The sequence below is a fragment of the Collimonas fungivorans genome (assembly GCF_028292705.1).
Taxonomy (GTDB): Bacteria; Pseudomonadota; Gammaproteobacteria; order Burkholderiales; family Burkholderiaceae_D; genus Collimonas; species Collimonas fungivorans_B.
This window is the reverse complement of record NZ_JAQGLV010000320.1, coordinates 1-17,109: the sequence shown is the minus strand read 5'-3', so window position 1 is coordinate 17,109 and position 17,109 is coordinate 1. Positions and strand designations below refer to the sequence as shown.

The 17,109-nt window shown below is 60.3% G+C and carries 13 protein-coding genes; 6 read left to right on the top strand and 7 right to left on the bottom strand.

What is annotated here, in order from left to right:
* The first annotated feature begins 173 nt into the window (after nt 1–173).
* The 4 genes from JWQ61_RS18165 to JWQ61_RS18150 all read left to right on the top strand — a co-directional run bounded on the left by JWQ61_RS18165 (nt 174) and on the right by JWQ61_RS18150 (nt 3,448).
* Nucleotides 174–1,214, top strand: coding sequence for a methionine ABC transporter ATP-binding protein (locus JWQ61_RS18165; protein WP_304361741.1), 1,041 nt, complete (start codon nt 174–176; stop codon nt 1,212–1,214).
* Nucleotides 1,214–1,873, top strand: coding sequence for a methionine ABC transporter permease (locus JWQ61_RS18160; RefSeq protein WP_014005532.1), 660 nt, complete (start codon nt 1,214–1,216; stop codon nt 1,871–1,873). The genes JWQ61_RS18165 and JWQ61_RS18160 overlap by 1 nt, the downstream gene beginning before the upstream one ends.
* Nucleotides 1,874–1,940: 67 nt before the next feature.
* A complete protein-coding gene (locus tag JWQ61_RS18155; protein ID WP_304361740.1) occupies nt 1,941–2,750 on the top strand; it encodes a MetQ/NlpA family ABC transporter substrate-binding protein in 810 nt (269 codons plus the stop codon).
* Between the two features lie 119 nt (nt 2,751–2,869).
* On the top strand, nt 2,870–3,448 hold the full coding sequence (locus tag JWQ61_RS18150) for an ATP-dependent Clp protease proteolytic subunit (protein WP_304361739.1): 579 nt from the start codon (nt 2,870–2,872) through the stop codon (nt 3,446–3,448).
* 75 nt (nt 3,449–3,523) lie between these two features.
* Here JWQ61_RS18150 and metE read toward each other — a convergent pair whose 3' ends face one another.
* Nucleotides 3,524–5,812, bottom strand: a complete 2,289-nt coding sequence (gene metE, locus JWQ61_RS18145) for a 5-methyltetrahydropteroyltriglutamate--homocysteine S-methyltransferase (protein WP_304361738.1) — start codon at nt 5,810–5,812, stop codon at nt 3,524–3,526.
* Between the two features lie 146 nt (nt 5,813–5,958).
* Between metE and JWQ61_RS18140 the strand changes: the two genes are divergently transcribed.
* Nucleotides 5,959–6,879: a LysR family transcriptional regulator gene (locus JWQ61_RS18140; RefSeq protein WP_304361737.1), complete on the top strand. Its 921-nt coding sequence runs from the start codon at nt 5,959–5,961 to the stop codon at nt 6,877–6,879.
* Between the two features lie 15 nt (nt 6,880–6,894).
* Here JWQ61_RS18140 and JWQ61_RS18135 read toward each other — a convergent pair whose 3' ends face one another.
* Nucleotides 6,895–7,485, bottom strand: coding sequence for a CVNH domain-containing protein (locus tag JWQ61_RS18135; RefSeq protein WP_304361736.1), 591 nt, complete (start codon nt 7,483–7,485; stop codon nt 6,895–6,897).
* 449 nt (nt 7,486–7,934) lie between these two features.
* Between JWQ61_RS18135 and JWQ61_RS18130 the strand changes: the two genes are divergently transcribed.
* Nucleotides 7,935–9,743: a M4 family metallopeptidase gene (locus JWQ61_RS18130; protein ID WP_304361735.1), complete on the top strand. Its 1,809-nt coding sequence runs from the start codon at nt 7,935–7,937 to the stop codon at nt 9,741–9,743.
* Between the two features lie 75 nt (nt 9,744–9,818).
* On the opposite strand, the gene JWQ61_RS18125 is transcribed toward JWQ61_RS18130, so the two are convergent.
* From JWQ61_RS18125 to JWQ61_RS18105, 5 genes are all read right to left on the bottom strand, one after another.
* Complete coding sequence (locus JWQ61_RS18125; protein WP_304361734.1) at nt 9,819–10,355, bottom strand: tetratricopeptide repeat protein; 537 nt, start codon at nt 10,353–10,355, stop codon at nt 9,819–9,821.
* Entirely contained in the window at nt 10,352–11,551 is a 1,200-nt protein-coding gene (locus JWQ61_RS18120; RefSeq protein ID WP_304361733.1) for a PLP-dependent aspartate aminotransferase family protein, read from the bottom strand. The genes JWQ61_RS18125 and JWQ61_RS18120 overlap by 4 nt, the downstream gene beginning before the upstream one ends.
* Nucleotides 11,548–12,930, bottom strand: a complete 1,383-nt coding sequence (locus JWQ61_RS18115) for a cystathionine beta-synthase (protein ID WP_304361732.1) — start codon at nt 12,928–12,930, stop codon at nt 11,548–11,550. The genes JWQ61_RS18120 and JWQ61_RS18115 overlap by 4 nt, the downstream gene beginning before the upstream one ends.
* Before the next feature lie 181 nt (nt 12,931–13,111).
* Nucleotides 13,112–15,976: a TonB-dependent receptor gene (locus JWQ61_RS18110; RefSeq protein ID WP_304361731.1), complete on the bottom strand. Its 2,865-nt coding sequence runs from the start codon at nt 15,974–15,976 to the stop codon at nt 13,112–13,114.
* Nucleotides 15,977–16,426: 450 nt separating this feature from the next.
* Nucleotides 16,427–17,109, bottom strand: a 683-nt coding sequence (locus JWQ61_RS18105; protein WP_304361730.1) for a HAMP domain-containing sensor histidine kinase, incomplete at its 5' end; no start/stop codon positions are given.

Here is a 17,109-nt window from a genome sequence, read left to right as displayed (position 1 = left end):
GCCATAAAAAAGCAATTTTTGCATGTTCCCGTCCCCACATCTTTACCAAACAGAAACACGGCCTGAAGGGGCCTAACAACAGGATTGTTATATATAAATAACGATATATGACTTTGGTGTATATAGAGCCGCTGATAAAATGGCAAGCCTGACTGAATCTGTGAAGCAAACCTGTGATCCGCATCGAGCACCTGCATAAAACCTACCCGCTGGAACGCAATGCCAAAACCGCCGGCACGCCCGTCGCCGCATTGTCCGACATCAACCTGCACATCAAGAAGGGTGAAATCTTCGGCATCATCGGCCGCTCCGGCGCCGGCAAAAGCACCCTGATCCGCACCCTCAACATGCTGGAACGCCCGTCCGGCGGGAAAGTCCTGATCGAGGGCGAAGACATCACCGCGCTGGACAACAGCGGTCTGCACCGGCTGCGCCAGCGCATCGGCATGATTTTCCAGCACTTCAACCTGCTCAACGCCAAGACCGTGGCCGCCAACATCGACTGGCCGCTGAAGATCACCGGCAAATACACGCAGCAGGAACGTGCGGCCCGGGTCAGCGAACTGCTGGACCTGGTGGGGCTGAGCGAGCACCGCGACAAGTATCCAGCGCAACTGTCCGGCGGCCAGAAACAGCGGGTCGGCATCGCCCGCGCGCTGGCCAATACTCCGCACCTGCTGTTATGCGACGAAGCCACTTCCGCCCTTGATCCGGAGACCACCCAAGCAATCCTGCGCCTGCTGCTCGACATCAACCGCAAGCTGGGCCTGACGATCGTGCTGATCACGCACGAGATGCAGGTGATCCGCAACATCTGCGACCGCGTTGCGGTGATCGAGGCCGGCCGCATCGTCGAAAGCGGCGAGGTAGCCGAAGTGTTCCTCCATCCGCAGCACGCGGTAACCCAAAGCATGGTCGCCGAAAGCACGCCGTTTTCTGCAGAGACGGCATTGCTGCCATCGACGGGCGCCAGCCAGCTGCGCGGGCTGCTGGTGCGCCTGACCTATGTCGGCGACATCACCTACCAGCCGATCCTGAGCAGCATCGCCGCCGCCACGCCGGCGCTGATCACCATCCTGCAAGGCACCATCGCCCGCATCAAGGACACGCCCTACGGCCAGCTGCTGGTGGAACTGCGCGGCGAACCGGCCGATGTGGCGCAAGTCTTCACCACGCTGGATCAGCACAACATTCGTCATGAGGTACTCGCATAATGGATTTTTCTCTCATCGACTGGGGCGACATCTGGCAAGCCACCTGGGAAACCCTGGCCATGACCGGCTTTTCCCTGCTGTTCACGATACTGCTCGGGCTGCCGCTCGGCATCCTGCTGTTCATTACCGGCAAACGCCAGTTGCTGGAGCAGCGCGGCATCTACCGGGCGCTGTCGCTGGTCGTCAACGTGCTGCGCTCGGTGCCGTTCCTGATCCTGCTGATCGTGATGATTCCGGTCACGGTGATCCTGGTCGGCACTTCGCTCGGCGTGCAAGGCGCGATTCCGCCGCTGGTGCTGGGCACCGCGCCGTTCTTCGCGCGCCTGGTGGAAAACGTGCTGCGCGAAATCGACCGCGGCGTGGTGGAAGCCTGCCAGGCCATGGGCGCCAACAAGCGCCAGATCATCTTCGGCGCGCTGCTGCCGGAAGCCTTGCCTGGCCTGATCGCCGCCACTACCGTCACCGCGATTGCCCTGATGTCCTACGCCGCCATGTCCGGCGTGATCGGCGGCGGCGGCCTGGGCGACCTGGCGATCCGTTTCGGCTACCAGCGCTTCCAGACCGAAGTCATGGTCACCACGGTGGCGGTGCTGGTGGTGCTGGTGCAGGCGCTGCAGTTTTCCGGAGACCGGCTGGTGCAGCATTTCACGCGCAAATGATTTTTTTGCAGCTCAGTTCGCAAGTTTCGCAGCAACTTTGTTTTTAAAATTCAAAATGGGAGTTTATATGTCACGCAAATTTTCACTGTCCCTGGGACTGGCCGCGGCCGTGTTCTCGACCTTCAGCCTGATCGCCGCCGCCCCTGCGCAAGCCGCCGACAAGCTGGTGATTGCCGCTACGCCGGTGCCGCATGCGGAAATCCTCGATTTCGTCAAACCGATCCTGGCCAAGGAAGGCGTCGACCTGCAGGTCAAGGTGTTCACCGACTACATCCAGCCGGCAGTGCAGACCAACGAGAAACGAGTCGACGGCAACTTCTTCCTGCACCAGCCTTACCTGAACGAATTCAAGAAGAGCCACAAGAACGATATCGAAGTCGTGATCACCAAGGTCCACGTCGAGCCGTTTGCCGGTTATTCGACCAAGTACAAGAAACTGGCCGACTTGCCGGACGGCGCCACGGTCGCTATCCCGAACGATCCGTCCAATTCCGGCCGCGCCCTGCTGCTGCTGTCGCGCCAGGGCCTGCTGAAACTGAAGGATCCTAGCAATATCTCGGCGACCCAGAAGGATATCATCGAGAATCCCAAGCACCTGAAGTTCAAGGAACTGGAAGCAGCTACCCTGCCGCGCGTGCTGAACCAGGTCGACCTGGCCCTGATCAACACCAACTATGCGATTGAAGCCAAGCTCAATCCGGTCAAGGATTCGCTGTTCATCGAAGATGCCAATTCGCCTTACGCCAACCTGCTGGTGGCCCGTCCGGACAACAAGGACAGCGCCGCCATCAAGAAACTGGCGGTGGCCTTGAATTCGCCGGAAGTGAAGAAATTCATTGAAGAAAAATACAAAGGCGCGGTGGTGCCGGCATTCTGACCGCCCTGACCACTGTCAGGCAGCAATAACAAAAGAAGCCCTCGCGATTTGCGGGGGCTTTTTGGTTTACACTGGCTCTTTTGCAGTTAATGAACTCCCCAACACCTTAGAGGCACATCATGGAAGAAAAAGTGGAAACCAATGCATCCCAGCGCGACGCCTTCCTGGAAGAGAAAGCGTTCAAGTCACGCACTGTCCTGCTGTTCGGCCAGATCAACGACACCGTGGCGCGCGATATCGTGCGCCAATTGATCGCCCTCTCCGGCGAATCCAAGGCGCCGATCAATTTCCTGGTCTGTTCGCCGGGCGGCCATGTGGAATCGGGCGATGTGATCCATGACGTGATCCGCTTCATCGATGCACCGGTCAACATGATAGGCAGCGGCTGGGTCGGCAGTGCAGCGGTCAATGTGTTCCTGTCGGTGCCCAAGGAACGCCGCTTCTGCCTGCAGAACACGCGTTTCCTGATCCATCAGCCAAGCGGCGGCGTCGGCGGCCAGGCTTCCGACATCGCCATCCAGGCGCGCGAGATCATCCGCGTGCGCGAACGGATCGGCGCCTTGATCGCCAAGGAAACCGGGCAAGACCCGAAAAAAGTCATGGTCGATATCGACCGCGATTTCTGGATGTCGGCGCCGGAAGCGATAGAGTATGGCCTGGTATCCAAATCCATCGTCAGCGCCAAGGAAGTTTCCTAAGCCAGTATTGCTACCAACCGCAACAGCTTAAAAAAAGGGGGCGAGTATTACTCGCCCCCTTTTTTTCATTCAGCCTTACGCTGCCTTGCGTTCCTGCTCCACCGTCTCACGCAAACGCTTGGCCGCCAGCACCATGTTCTCCAGCGCCTCGTAAGTCTCAGGCCAGCCGCGGGTCTTCAGGCCGCAATCCGGATTGACCCACAAGCGCGCATCGGGAATCACGCCGCGCGCCTTGCGCAGCAAGCGTTCCATTTCGTCGACTTGCGGCACGCGCGGCGAGTGGATGTCGTAGACGCCAGGGCCGATATCGTTGGGATAGGCGAACTGGCCGAAACCGTCCAGCAGCTCCATGTCCGAACGCGACGTCTCGATCGTGATGACGTCGGCGTCCATCGCGGCGATCCACGGCAGGATGTCGTTGAATTCCGAATAGCACATGTGAGTGTGGATCTGGGTTTCGTCGCCGACGCCGGCCGCGCTGATCTTGAATGCGCGCACAGCCCAGTCCAGGTAATGCGGCCAGTCGCGCGACTTCAGCGGCAAGCCTTCGCGGAACGCCGGTTCGTCGATCTGGATCATGCCGATGTTGGCCTTTTCCAGGTCGCACACTTCGTCGCGCAGCGCCAAGGCGATTTGCAGCGCCGTGGTTTCGCGCGGCTGGTCGTCGCGCACGAAGGACCATTGCAGCATGGTCACCGGACCGGTCAGCATGCCCTTCATCGGCTTCGATGTGAGAGTCTGGGCAAACTGGCTCCAGCCGACGGTCATCGCTTCCGGACGATATACGTCGCCATAAATGATCGGTGGTTTGACGCAGCGCGAACCGTAGCTTTGCACCCAGCCGTTGGCGGTGAAGGTGTAGCCCCACAGCTGTTCGCCGAAATACTCCACCATGTCGTTGCGCTCCGGCTCGCCGTGCACCAGTACGTCAAGGCCGAGCTGTTCCTGCTTCTCCACCACGACGCGGATTTCTTCGCGCATCTTGTCGAGGTAATCCAGGTGGCCGATCTCGCCGCGCTTGTAGGCGGCGCGCGCCTGGCGGATTTCGGCGGTCTGCGGGAAAGAACCGATGGTGGTGGTCGGGAAAGCAGGCAGCTGCCATTTGGCTTGCTGCTTGGCGATGCGCGCGGCAAAACCGGCGGAGCGCTCGGCATCGGCCGCGGTCACTGCCGCCAGGCGCTTTTGCACCAGCGGATTGTGGATCCGGCTCGAGCTGCGGCGGCTGGCCTGGGCAGCGCGCGAAGCCACGAACTGCGCTTCGACTTCTGCCGTGTTGCCGTTCAAGGCTTGCTTGAGGGCGACAATTTCCGCCAGCTTCTGGGTGGCGAACGCCAGCCAGCTCTTCAGTTCATCGTCGAGCTTGGGTTCGTTGGCCAGGTCCACCGGCACGTGCAGCAAGGAGCAGCTTGAAGCCACCCACAAGCGGTCGCCCAGTTGCGCCTGCAAAGGCTTGAGGCTGGTCAGCACCTGGTCGAGGTCGGTGCGCCACAGGTTGCGGCCATCGACCACGCCCAGCGACAGCACCTTGTCTTGCGGCCAGCCGGCAGCGATCTGCTCCAGCTGTCCGGCGCCGCGCACCAGGTCCAGGTGGACGCCGGCTACCGGCAACGAGCGCAGCAGTTCGGCATGTTCGCTGACTTCGCCGAAATAGGTGGTCAGCAGCAGTGCTGGTGCGGCGTCACTCAATTGCGCGTAGACCGGGGCAAAGGCGGCGCGCCAGGCGGCGTCCAGTTCCAGCGCCAGGATAGGCTCGTCGATCTGCACCGACTCGATGCCGGCGGCGTACAAGCGCTGCAGCAGTTGCTGGTAGCCGACCACTACTTTTGGCAGAAGGTCCAGCTTGTGGGCGATGCCCGATTTGATCTTGCCTTGATAGAGCAATGTCAGCGGGCCGACCAGCGCCACCTTGACCTTGTGGCCGAGCGCGCGCGCTTCGGCAATCTCGTCGTGCAGCCAGTCGACGCCGCCGTCGAACTGCACATCGGCGGTCCATTCCGGCACCAGGTAATGATAGTTGGTGTCGAACCATTTGGTCATTTCCATCGCGAAGTGCTGCTTGCTGCCGCGCGCCAGGGTGAAATAGTCAGCCAGGGTCAGCTGTTTCGGCGCGAAGCCGAAGCGGCTTGGAATCGCGCCCAGCAAAGCCAGCGTGCCCAGCACCTGGTCGTACCAGGCAAAATCGCCGACGGTGACGAAATCCAGGCCGGCATCGGCCTGCGCCTGCCAGTGGCGGGCGCGCAGCGTGGCACCGGTGGCGCGCAAAGCGGCTTCATCGGAAGCGCCCTTCCAGAACGACTCCTGGGCGAATTTCAGTTCGCGGTGAGCGCCAATGCGCGGAAACCCTAATACGTGTGCCAATGCCATCTTTATCTCCATAAAAAACAAGTTCGATGTCTCGCATGTTGGGCCAGCTTGGATTATGATTCAAACGATAAATATTAAGAATCAACTTGAATTTTACTAATACACAGAATTTCAGTTATCAATTAAGCAAACAACGAGCAATCAATATGCAATCCATCCTGGAATTACGACACCTGAAAACCCTGCATGCCCTGCGCGAAGCCGGCAACCTGCTGCGTGCGGCGACACTGCTCAACGTCACCCAATCGGCGCTGTCGCACCAGATCAAGCAGCTGGAAGACCATCACGGCACCAGCCTGTTTGAACGCAAATCGGTGCCGGTGCGGTTTACCCCGGCCGGCGAGCGTTTGCTGAAACTGGCGGATACGGTATTGCCGCAGGTGGCGGAGAGCGAGCGCGACCTGGTGCGGCTGGCGCAAGGCGTGGCCGGCCAGCTGCGGATTGCGGTGGAGTGCCATACCTGTTTCGACTGGCTGATGCCGGCCATGGATATTTTCCGCAAGCGCTGGCCGGAAGTGGAGCTCGATATCGTCTCCGGCTTCCAGGCCGATCCGGTCGGGCTGTTATATGAGCATCGTGCCGATGTGGCGATCGTGGCGGAAGTCGATCCTGATGAAAAAGTCGATTACCACGCCTTGTTCAGTTTCGAGATCGTGGCGCTGGTGGCGCACGACCATCCGCTGGCGGGCAAGGAATATCTGGTGGCGGAAGATTTCGCCGGCGACACGCTGATTACCTATCCGGTGCCGGACGACATGCTGGATGTGGTGCGCCAGGTATTGAAGCCAGCCGGCATCCAGACCGCGCGCCGCACCACCGAACTGACGGTGGCGATGCTGCAGCTGGTCGCCAGCCGGCGCGGCATCGCCACCTTGCCGATCTGGGCGGCGCAGAATTACCTGACGCGCGACTATGTGCTGGCCAAGCGGATCACCGCCGCCGGCCTGACCGGACGGCTGTATGCCGCCTGCCTGCCGGAGATGTCGCAGCAATCGTACCTGGCCGACTTTGTCAGCACTACGCGCGAGAGCTGCTACCTCAACCTGCTGAGCGTGGAACTGCTTTGATGGCTGCGATGGCCGCTAGCGGTCGCATTGCAGGTAGCCGTTGATGTTGGCGATGCTGCCGCTTCTACAGGAACGCACCGAGATGGAAGACCGTATCCTGCGGTTGTCGCTACCGCCACAGGTTGCTTCCAGCACGCCGCCTCGCATCCGCATCTCGGAGCAAGACTGGAGGTAACTCCCCGGCGGCAAGTCGCGGCTGGAGCCGCCGTAGTCGCCACGTCCGCCGCCGCCCATGCACTGCAGGTTGCCGTTGATGTTTTCAAAACTGCCGCTGCGGCAGGAAGACAGCGGGATCGCCGTCCTTCTGCCGCCATTGTCGCCGCCGCAAGTGGCTTCCAGCATGCCGCGCCGCACCACGATATCGCGACAGGAATCGCGGTAGCTGCCGGGCGGCGTCCAATTGTCGCGGTCGCCATAACGATCGTCATTGCGGTCGCCGTAGGAAGGAGAATCGCCGTATCCGCCATAGGCAACAACAGGCGCATCGCTATAGTAGCCAGGCGCGGCAGACGGATATTGGGGATAACCGTCGTCATACGGGCTTGCGGCACAGGCGGCGAACGAACCGCAGCAGGCAATCAGGACCAGCATCGATTTGATTGTCATTTTTTTCTCCATTCAATGAAACATTTTGTATATCTGTAATTGTACTTCGACAGAACAGGATTTTTCACGTTTCCTGCTGTTATCCGGCTGCGAAATATCTTCCCTTCCTCCCTCCTTCGCCGGCAATTCGGCGCCGCAGCACCCTGTAAGAAATAACAGCTGTTTAGGCACCGGGAATGCAGGTATGTTGCCGCATGGCATTCATTTTGTAACAATACGTAACTTTAGTCACGTATTTGATTTGTGAAAGTCATCGCCGCCGTCCTGGTGGTCAACGGCTCCTTGTATGTGTTGTAGGTGCTGAATCAATCGCAATTGTCGCAAGCGATCCAGCGTCCGCATCGATCGGGTCGGGAACCGCCCTGGACTGCCGGTAGTGTTTTTGTTCGCGAAGTATCTGGTCAAACTTATGAAATATCCACGCATCCATTTAAAGAGAGTGAGATAACATGAAGCCAGCATTACGTCACGTCGAAGGCCCTTTATTTCTGTCATTACTGCTAGCAGCAAGTTCAAGCGCCATCGCAGCCGACCGCGTTGACCTTGAAAGCTACACCCCGCAGGCAGCCGCAGCAAAACAAGCCGGACCGGTAACGGCGCAAGCCTTTCTCGGCCTGACCGCCGATGAACTGAAACCGCTGCGCAGCCAGAACTACGCCAACGGCAAGGTCGTCACTCGCTACCAGCAATATTTCCAGGGCGTGCCGCTGTGGGACCAGGCCATTGTCGAACAGCGCAGCGCCAGCCAGGCGCAGCCAGCCATGTCCGGCAGCCTGATCCGCAATATCGAGAACGACCTGCCCAGCGCCAAGCCGGTCTATGCCGCGGCTGACGTGCTGCTGCAAGCCAAATCGATCGCCCGCGCCGCGGTGACCGAAAACGAGCAAGCCAAGCTGTATGTCCAGCTCGGCAGCAATAACGTGGCGCAGCTAATCTATGTGGTGTCCTTCGTCAACAAGAGCGCAGCGAAACCAAGCCGTCCGTATTTCATCATTGACGCCAACACCGGCGCCATCCTGAAAAAATGGGAAGGCATCACCCATTACGAAGCCAGCGGTCCCGGCGGCAACGCCAAGACCGGCCAGTATGAGTACCAGCCCGGCGGCAAATACGGCCCGCTGATTGTCGACAGCAACTGCAACATGATCACCACCAATGTGATCACCGTCGACTTGCAGAACGGAACCAGCGGCACCACGCCCTTCCATTTCACCTGTCCGCGCAATACCTACAAGGCTGTCAACGGCGCGTTTTCGCCGCTGAACGACGCCCACTACTTCGGCAACGTGGTGTTCAACATGTACCGCGACTGGCTCAGCCTGCGCCCTATCAGCCAGACCCTGTACATGAAGGTCCACTACGGCAACAGCTATGAAAACGCTTTCTGGGACGGCAGCGCCATGAATTTCGGCGACGGCGCTTCCACCTTCTATCCCCTGGTGGCGCTGGACGTCTCCGGCCATGAAGTCAGCCATGGTTTTACCGAGCAGAATTCCGGCCTGGTGTACAGCGGCATGTCGGGCGGCATGAACGAAGCCTTTTCCGACATGGCCGGCGAAGCTTCCGAAAACTACATGAAGGGCACCAACGACTTCCTGGTCGGCACGGAAATCTTCAAGGCCACCGGCGCGCTGCGCTACATGGCCAATCCGACCCAGGACGGCCGCTCGATCGACAACGCCAAGAACTACACCAGCAGCCTCGATGTGCACTACAGCAGCGGCGTGTACAACAAGGCGTTCTACCTGCTGGCGACCACCGCCGGCTGGAGCACCCGCAAGGCGTTCGAAGTGATGGCCGACGCCAACCACCTGTACTGGACCGCCAACAGCACCTTTAACCAGGGCGCTTGCGGTGTCGAGAAAGCCGCCACCAGCCGCGGCTACGTGGTGGCCGACGTTACCGCTGCATTCAAGGCGGTGGGCGTCAGCTGCAGCACCAGCAGCGGCAACGTGCTGGTCAAGGGCGTGCCGGTCACAGGCATCTCGCTTGCCACCGGCGCCAGCAATGTGTACAGCATCACGGTGCCGGCCGGCGCCAGGAACCTGAGCTTCCAGTTGTCCGGCGGCAGCGGCGATGGCGACATCTACGTCAAGTGGAATGCCACGCCGACTACCAGTTCCTACGATGGCAAATCGGAAGGCGGCACCAATTCGGAAAGCGTGACAATCAGCGCACCGAAAGCAGGAACGTATTACCTGCTGCTGAATTCCTACCGCACCGTCAGCAACGCTAGCCTGGTCGCCAACTACCAGTAACCGGCAGACGCGTTGAACCCGGGCCGCTCGCTTGCATGTCGGGCGAGCGGCCCGGGTCCTTGCTTCAATGCAGGATCAGGACCAGTTGGAGGCAGTGGCGGTATTCTTGAGGATTTCAGCGGCGTTGGCCGCTACCGAACGATTGTAGCGGGACAAATGCGGCGCCAGCGTAGCCAGCGCCAGGCAGGCGGCTTCCGCCGCCCTTCCCTGCAGCAGGTAGGTCAGCGCCAGCGTAGCCCGCGTTTCATCGTACAAAGCCTTGCCATATGCAGCATCGGCGTAGCGCTCAAGCTGCGTGGCCAGCAAACGTTCGCTCTCATCCAGCCGCCCCAGCAGACGCAAGGTGCTGCCGAGCTGGATTGCGGCGCGCGCCTGGCGGTAAGGATCGAGGCCCTGGCTTGCCAGCGCGGCCCGGTACAGCGGCTCCGCCGCCGATTCCAGCCCGGCCGTATCGCGTGCGCAGGCGCGCTCGAACAAAGCCAGAGGATCATCCGCAGGCCGCTCGGCCGCCAGCAGATCGATGCGGATGACCAACTGCTCCGGCGTCACCGAGCCGACCTGCTTCCAGAGCGCAGCGACGCGCGTCTCCCAGTCGTGCATGCCGTCGCTCATTGCTTGATGGCCGCCAATGCGTTGCGCATGTCATTTTTCAGATCGGCGATGTTTTCCACGCCGACCGACAGCCGCACCAGCGAATCGCTGATGCCGAGCTTGGCCCGGTGTTCCGCCGGAATGGTGGCGTGGGTCATGATGGCCGGATGTTCGATCAGGCTTTCCACCCCGCCCAGGCTCTCCGCCAGCGCAAAGATCTCGCAGCGTTCCAGGAAGCGCTTGGCGCCGGCCAGGTCGGTATCGAGCTCGACCGAGATGATGCCGCCGTAACCCTGCATCTGGCGCTGCGCCAGCTCGTGCTGGGGATGTGAAGCCAGGCCCGGATAATGGACGCGTTTTACCAGCGGCTGGCTTTCCAGCCAATTGGCCAGTTCCAGCCCGTTTTCGCAATGGCGCTGGACCCGCAGCGCCAGCGTCTTGACGCCGCGCAAAGCCAGGAAGCTGTCGAACGGCCCGGCAATGGCGCCCACCGCATTCTGCAGGAAAGCCAGGCGCTCGCGCCATTCCGCCTGGCGCGCTTCGCGCCCGACCACGGCGATGCCGCCGATGATGTCGGAATGGCCGTTCAGGTACTTGGTGGTGGAATGCAGCACGACATCAAAACCGAAAGTCAGCGGCTGCTGCACCATCGGGCTGGCGAAAGTATTGTCGGCGACGGCGATAATGCCGCGCTCGCGGCAGATCTTGGCGATTGCTTCCAGGTCGGCCAGTTTCAGCATCGGGTTGGTCGGCGTCTCGACCCAGACCATCTTGGTTTCCGGCCGTATCGCCGCCAGCAGGTTGGCCGGGTCGACCAGGTTGACGAAGCTGAACGACAAGCCGGCGCTGCGCTTGCGCACCTTGTCGAACAGGCGGTAAGTGCCGCCGTACAGGTCATCGCCGGCGACCACGTGGGCGCCGCTGTCCAGCAACTCCAGCACAGTGGCCGCTGCAGCCATGCCTGAGGCAAAGGCAAACCCCTGCGAACCCTGCTCCAGGTCGGCCACGCAACGCTCCAGCGCCCAGCGCGTCGGGTTGTGCGAGCGGCCATAATCGAGCCCCTTGTTGACGCCCGGACTCTGCTGCACGAACGTCGAGGTGGCGTAGATCGGCGGCATGATGGCGCCGGTGGTGGGATCGGGGCTTTGCCCGGCGTGGATCACGCGCGTGGCGAAATGCAGGTCGGACGGCTGCCCGCTATCCTTGTTGTTGCTCATGAAAGGCTCCTTCGAAGATGGTTGAGTAGATCGAAACGGGTAATCAGGCCGTAGAAGCGGTCGCCGTCGGCAATGATGGCGACCAGGCCGCGGGCCAGGGTGCTGCGTAGCGCATCGACGCTTGCGGTCGGCGCCAGTTTTTCTATCGCGCTGGTCATGGTGCTGCTTACCGGCTGGCTGAAATGGGCAGCGTCGGCGGCGACTTTCAGCAGCAAATCGGATTCGTCGATGATCCCGATCACTTGCCGCTCCGCGCCATCGATCACCGGCAGCTGCGAAATCTCGGCGCTGCGCATGCGGTTGAACGCGGTCATCAAGGTATCGCCCGGCGCCACGCTGATGACGCCGCCTTCTTCGTAGCGACGGCCGATGATGTCGCGCAGGTCGCCCACGGTCTCGCGCTTGAGCAGGCCCTGGTCATGCATCCAGTTGTCGTTGTAGACCTTGGACAGGTAGCGCGTGCCGGTGTCGCAGACGATGGTGACGACCCGCTTGGGCTGGCTCTGTTCACGGCAATAACGGAGCGCCGCCGCCAGCAAGGTGCCAGTGGAAGAACCGCCGAGGATGCCCTCGGCGCGCACCAGTTCGCGCGCGCTGCTGAAGCTTTCTTCGTCGCTGATGGTATAGGTGTGCTTGACGCCGGACAGGTCAGCGATGGACGGCACAAAATCCTCGCCGATGCCCTCCACTGCCCAGGAACCCGGGGTCGATTCTATTTTTCCGGTATTGATGTATTCGGCCAGGATGGAGCCCTTGGGATCGGCCAGCACAAACTCCAGCGCCGGCTGCGCCTTGCGGAAAAACCGCGTCAGGCCGGTAATCGTGCCGGCCGAGCCGACGCCGCAGACGATGGCGTCAAGCTTGTGTCCGCACTGTTCCCATATTTCGGGGGCGGTGCTTTGTTCGTGCGCCAGCGGATTGCTGGGATTGTTGAACTGGTCGGCATAAAAGGCGCCCGGCATTTCGCGCGCCAGGCGCGCGGCATAATCCTGGTAATACTCGGGATGGCCTTTGCCGACGTCCGAGCGCGTGATATGGATTTCGGCGCCCAGCGCTTTCAGGTGCTGTATTTTTTCTCCCGACATCTTGTCCGGCACCACCAGGATCACGCGGTAACCCTTGGCGCAAGCCACCAGCGCCAGGCCCAGGCCGGTATTGCCGGCGGTAGCTTCGATCACGACGCCGCCGGCCTGCAGGCGGCCATCGCGTTCAGCCGCTTCTATCATGGACAGACCGATGCGGTCCTTGATGGAGCCGCCCGGGTTTTGCGATTCCAGCTTGAGAAACAGCTGGCAGCAGCCGGTGTCCAGCCGCGTCACTTCTATCAATGGAGTATTGCCGATCAGGTCTAGCACCGCTGGGCGGCTCGATAAGTTCATGGGCAGGCCTTCCTGTTAGAAAATCGACAGCATTCGCTGTCTGCTTCAATCAAGTTGATCGGCCTATCTTATCAGTTCTTCACTGTAACATTTTGGTGCAAGGAAACGGCGCGACGAAAAAAAACCGGCCGGATGCAAACATCGCATCCGGCCGGCCTGGCAGCTGACAAATAAAAAACTTTTAGAACTTGTAAGTGCCGGTTATGTAGAACTGACGTCCCAGCGGATCGGTATAACGGGCATCGTATCCAACCTGGTTGCCGCCGCCCGCCGTCACCAGGGACAAAGGCGGAGTACGGGCAAACAGGTTCTTGATGCCGCCGGTGAATTCCAGGCCCTTCTTGACCGTCATCTTGGTCTGCCAGTCGAACGTGGTGTAAGACGCCACCTCATGGTTAGGCATGGCGACGAAAGCGCCGTAGGAGCCGTCAGGATTGACGATGCGGACCGTGGCGTCGTCGGCCGTATAGGTCTGGTCGTGATAGCCGGAGCGATAGTTGGCGGTCAGGGTATGGGTCCAGGTATCCGACTGTTTCCACGATCCTGCCAGGCGCGAAATCACGCGGAACACCACGTTCTGGTCGGCGCCGTATTTACCCAGGCTGCTCTGGGTGCCGGTGCCCGGGAAGTCCTGTTCGGCCTTGAGCATGTAGGTGCCGGTCCATTGCAGGCTCATGTCGCCGATCGGGGTCTTGGTCTTGAAGCTGTGGTCCCAGTCTATCCCCTGGTATTTGGCGCTGGCCAGGTTGACCGGAGTCTGCAGGAAGGCGATCGTCTGCGATCCCTGGATCGGATCGTTGAACAAGGTGAACAGGTTGGAATAAGCGGCCGGATTGGCGAACGCGATATTTTCCTGCAGGATGCTGATCTGGTTCTTGATGCTGACGGTCCACAGGTCGAAACCGATCGACAGGTTGCGTATCGGTTCAAGGCGGAAACCGACCGTGCTCTGCTTCGAGGTTTCCGGTTTCAGGCCGCTGGAGCCGGAAAGCTGGTTGCCGCCTTGCAGCACGTCATACTGGGTCACACCCTGGCAGCCGGCCGCCCTTGGATCGGGCGCCGACACCGGGCATGGGTGCTGTTGCGCGGTATTGCCGCTGAACTGGATCGGCGAAGTTATCTGCGACAGGGTCGGCGCCTTGAAGCCGGTGCCGTAGGAACCGCGCAGCAACAGTGATTCTACCGGCTGCCAGCGAGCAGAAATCTTGTACGTGGATTTGCTGGCGGAGTTGCCCTGGGTCGCGGAGCCGAGCGGATTGCCGGCGTTGTCGAAGTTTGCATCGTTTTTCGCCGCATCGTAGCTGTCGTAACGCAGCGCCGCCGTGACGTCCAGGTTCTTCATGACCGGCACCAGCATTTCAGCAAACGTCCCGTAGTTCATCCGGCTCGCCGAAAACGGCAAGGCGCCGGCGTTGCCGCCAATAATGGAATCGGTAAAATTCGGCTGCAGCGCGTTGGTGCTTTGCAAAATCGCACTAGGACTGTCAGTATGCTGCTCCTTGGTCGCTTCCACGCCAAGACCGATTTGCGACATGCCGCCCGGCGCCTTGAACAGGTCGTGGGAAGCATGCATGTTGATGATGTCGAGCTTGGAGGTCGCCTGATCCAGCGTCTGGTGCAATACGGCCGGCGCCAGCGCGGCTACCCCCGATCCCGAAGGCGCGAACGGATCAAAACCGCCGGCGGCGACAATGTCCTGGAACGTATTGTTACTGAGATAACCGTTGATCGCCTTGTCGTAGAACTTGTTTTGCGAATGGGTGTAGGACGCGTTGTAATCCCAGCCCAGCGCATTGCCGTCTACGCCGAACGCCAGGTGCAGGGCGTCGGTGCGGTACTCATCGGTGCGACCGCCGGCGTCCACCAGGCGCAGGTTCATCACGGCGCCGTTGATGTTTGCAGGATTTTCTCCCAGCTGCGCCAGGTAAGGCGTCACATATTTGGCGTACAAGGGGCTGCTCAGCGACAGCGCCAAAGGCTGGGCAGACGGCGCATATTGCGGTGTGATGGAATAACGCGAGGCGACCGCCTCGGCAAACAGGTTGGTGGCGCTGTTGAGCTTGAGGTTGCCCGACACGACAAAACTGTCGCGCTGCGATTCCGGTATCAGCTCGACCGTCGCCGCGTAGTTGAATTTACAATAATTCCCGGCCTGGAAAGTATTCGGTCCGCAAGTGCCGTTTTTCAGGAAGTCAGGCGAAAACTGGGTCGGATCGGAACCGTCGGCATGGCGCAATGAAACGCCGCCCGGGGCGGTATAGCTGCTCAGCTGGTAGAGCGAATAATTCTGGCCGCCGACGCTGAACGGCACTACGCCGCTGCCGGCGAAACCGCGCTGGCCGGCGACCAGGTTCTTTTGCTCATCGTGGCTGTATGCCAGCAGCACGTTATAGCCGTCTTTGTCGAGGTCACCGAAACCCTTGGAGATGCCTACGTTAAAGCTCTTGCCGCCGGCCTTGGTCGGTGCGTTGTAGGTGGCGGTGATGGTGGCGTCCGTAGCGTTTTTCTTGAGGATGAAGTTGACCACGCCGGCGATCGCGTCGGAGCCGTACAGCGCGGAGGCGCCATCGGTCAGGATTTCAACCCGTTCCACCGCCGCCAGCGGAATGCTGGCCAGGTTGACCGCATAGTCGTTGTGGGAGATTGCCGATTTGGCGATGCGCCGTCCGTTCAGCAGCACCAGGGTGTAACCGGAACCGATGCCATGGATGGAAGCCGTCTCGACGCCGCTGCCGTTGCCGTTGACCGAACTCGATTGCGGGATGAATCCCTGCATCGCCGGCAGGGCCTGGATCAGGTCGGCGACGCTGTTGGCGCCGCTCTTGGCGATGTCTTCCTGGGTCAGCGTCTGCACCGGCAAAGCGCCTTCCTTGGTGATCCGTTTGATCGACGAGCCTGTGATTTCGACGCGTTGCATCTGTTGTGGTGCGTCGTCGGTCTTGGTCTCCTGCGCGTGCACCGATTGCGCCAGCAGCCCGAATCCAACGGCCACGCCGCCGGAAAACATCAGTCGCAGCGAACGTTGCAGCCTTCTTTCTTTCATCATAACCACACTCCCCATGGGTAAGTATCAGAGTAGAAATCTCATTTTTTTAACGGATACAACCATTTGTTAATCGCCTTTTGGGCGATGCATCGGACACCGTTGCACCAATTTCTGGCACAAAGGTTTCTTTTGCGGCAATCGTCTCCAGCAGAAATTTCTCGCATTGCTTCAGGCAATTACAATCCGAAATATTTCCGGAGAAACACTAAGCAACAAATATGCCACTCGGAAATATTGACGTTAAGCCATGTAGACCGGCTTGCCGCCTGGCTTCGCGTCGATATTTCCACATAGAAATATCTGCAAGCATGGAGAATGAAGGAATCTGCGGCGTACAACAATGTGCAGTTTGGGAATAGGACTTTTGCGCTGGCGGAACAAATCAGCGCAGGACGGGCAGCTGGAAGATGAACAATAGTTCAGACTTGGGACAGGATAAACGCCAGCCGCTTACTCAGGCAGCCTTGACGGCGCGCCCAGGATAGGAAATGGGAAAAGCACCGAGAACACCGTGCCACCTGCCGTCGCAGGCTCGACCGTGATCCGGGCACCATGGTCCTTGGCGATGTCGCGCACGATCGCCAGCCCCAGGCCGTTGCCAGCAACGCTGTCGTCGAGGCGGCGGAAGCGGTTGAAGATCAGTTCCTGTTCGGAAGGCTTGATCCCGGGGCCGGAATCTTCCACCGAGAAAATGCCGCCGTCCTTGCCATGCAGCGAACTGACGGTCACCTTGCCGTCCTGGGGAGAATAGCGGATTGCATTGTCGATCAGGTTGTCGATCAGGTCGCGCAGCAGGAAATGCTCGCCCATCACCCGCGTCGGCTGCAGGTTGAAGCCAAGGTCGATATTTTTCCGGTGCGCCTGTTCGACAAAATGCTGGATCGATTCCTCCACCAGCCGGTTCAGCTCGACCACCCGCAAGCGCTCCTTCTCGAACTTGGCCGGCTCGGCGCGGGCCAGCGTCAGCAACTGGTTGGTCTGGCGGATCATGCGTTCGGTCGACGACGTCATCAGCGCGATCGAGTGCGCGCTCTCCGGTTCGCCGGCGTGCTTCTGCCGTAGCCATTCCAGCTGGGTGCGGAATCCGGCCAGCGGCGTACGCAGCTGGTGCGCCATGTTGGCAAGAAAATTCT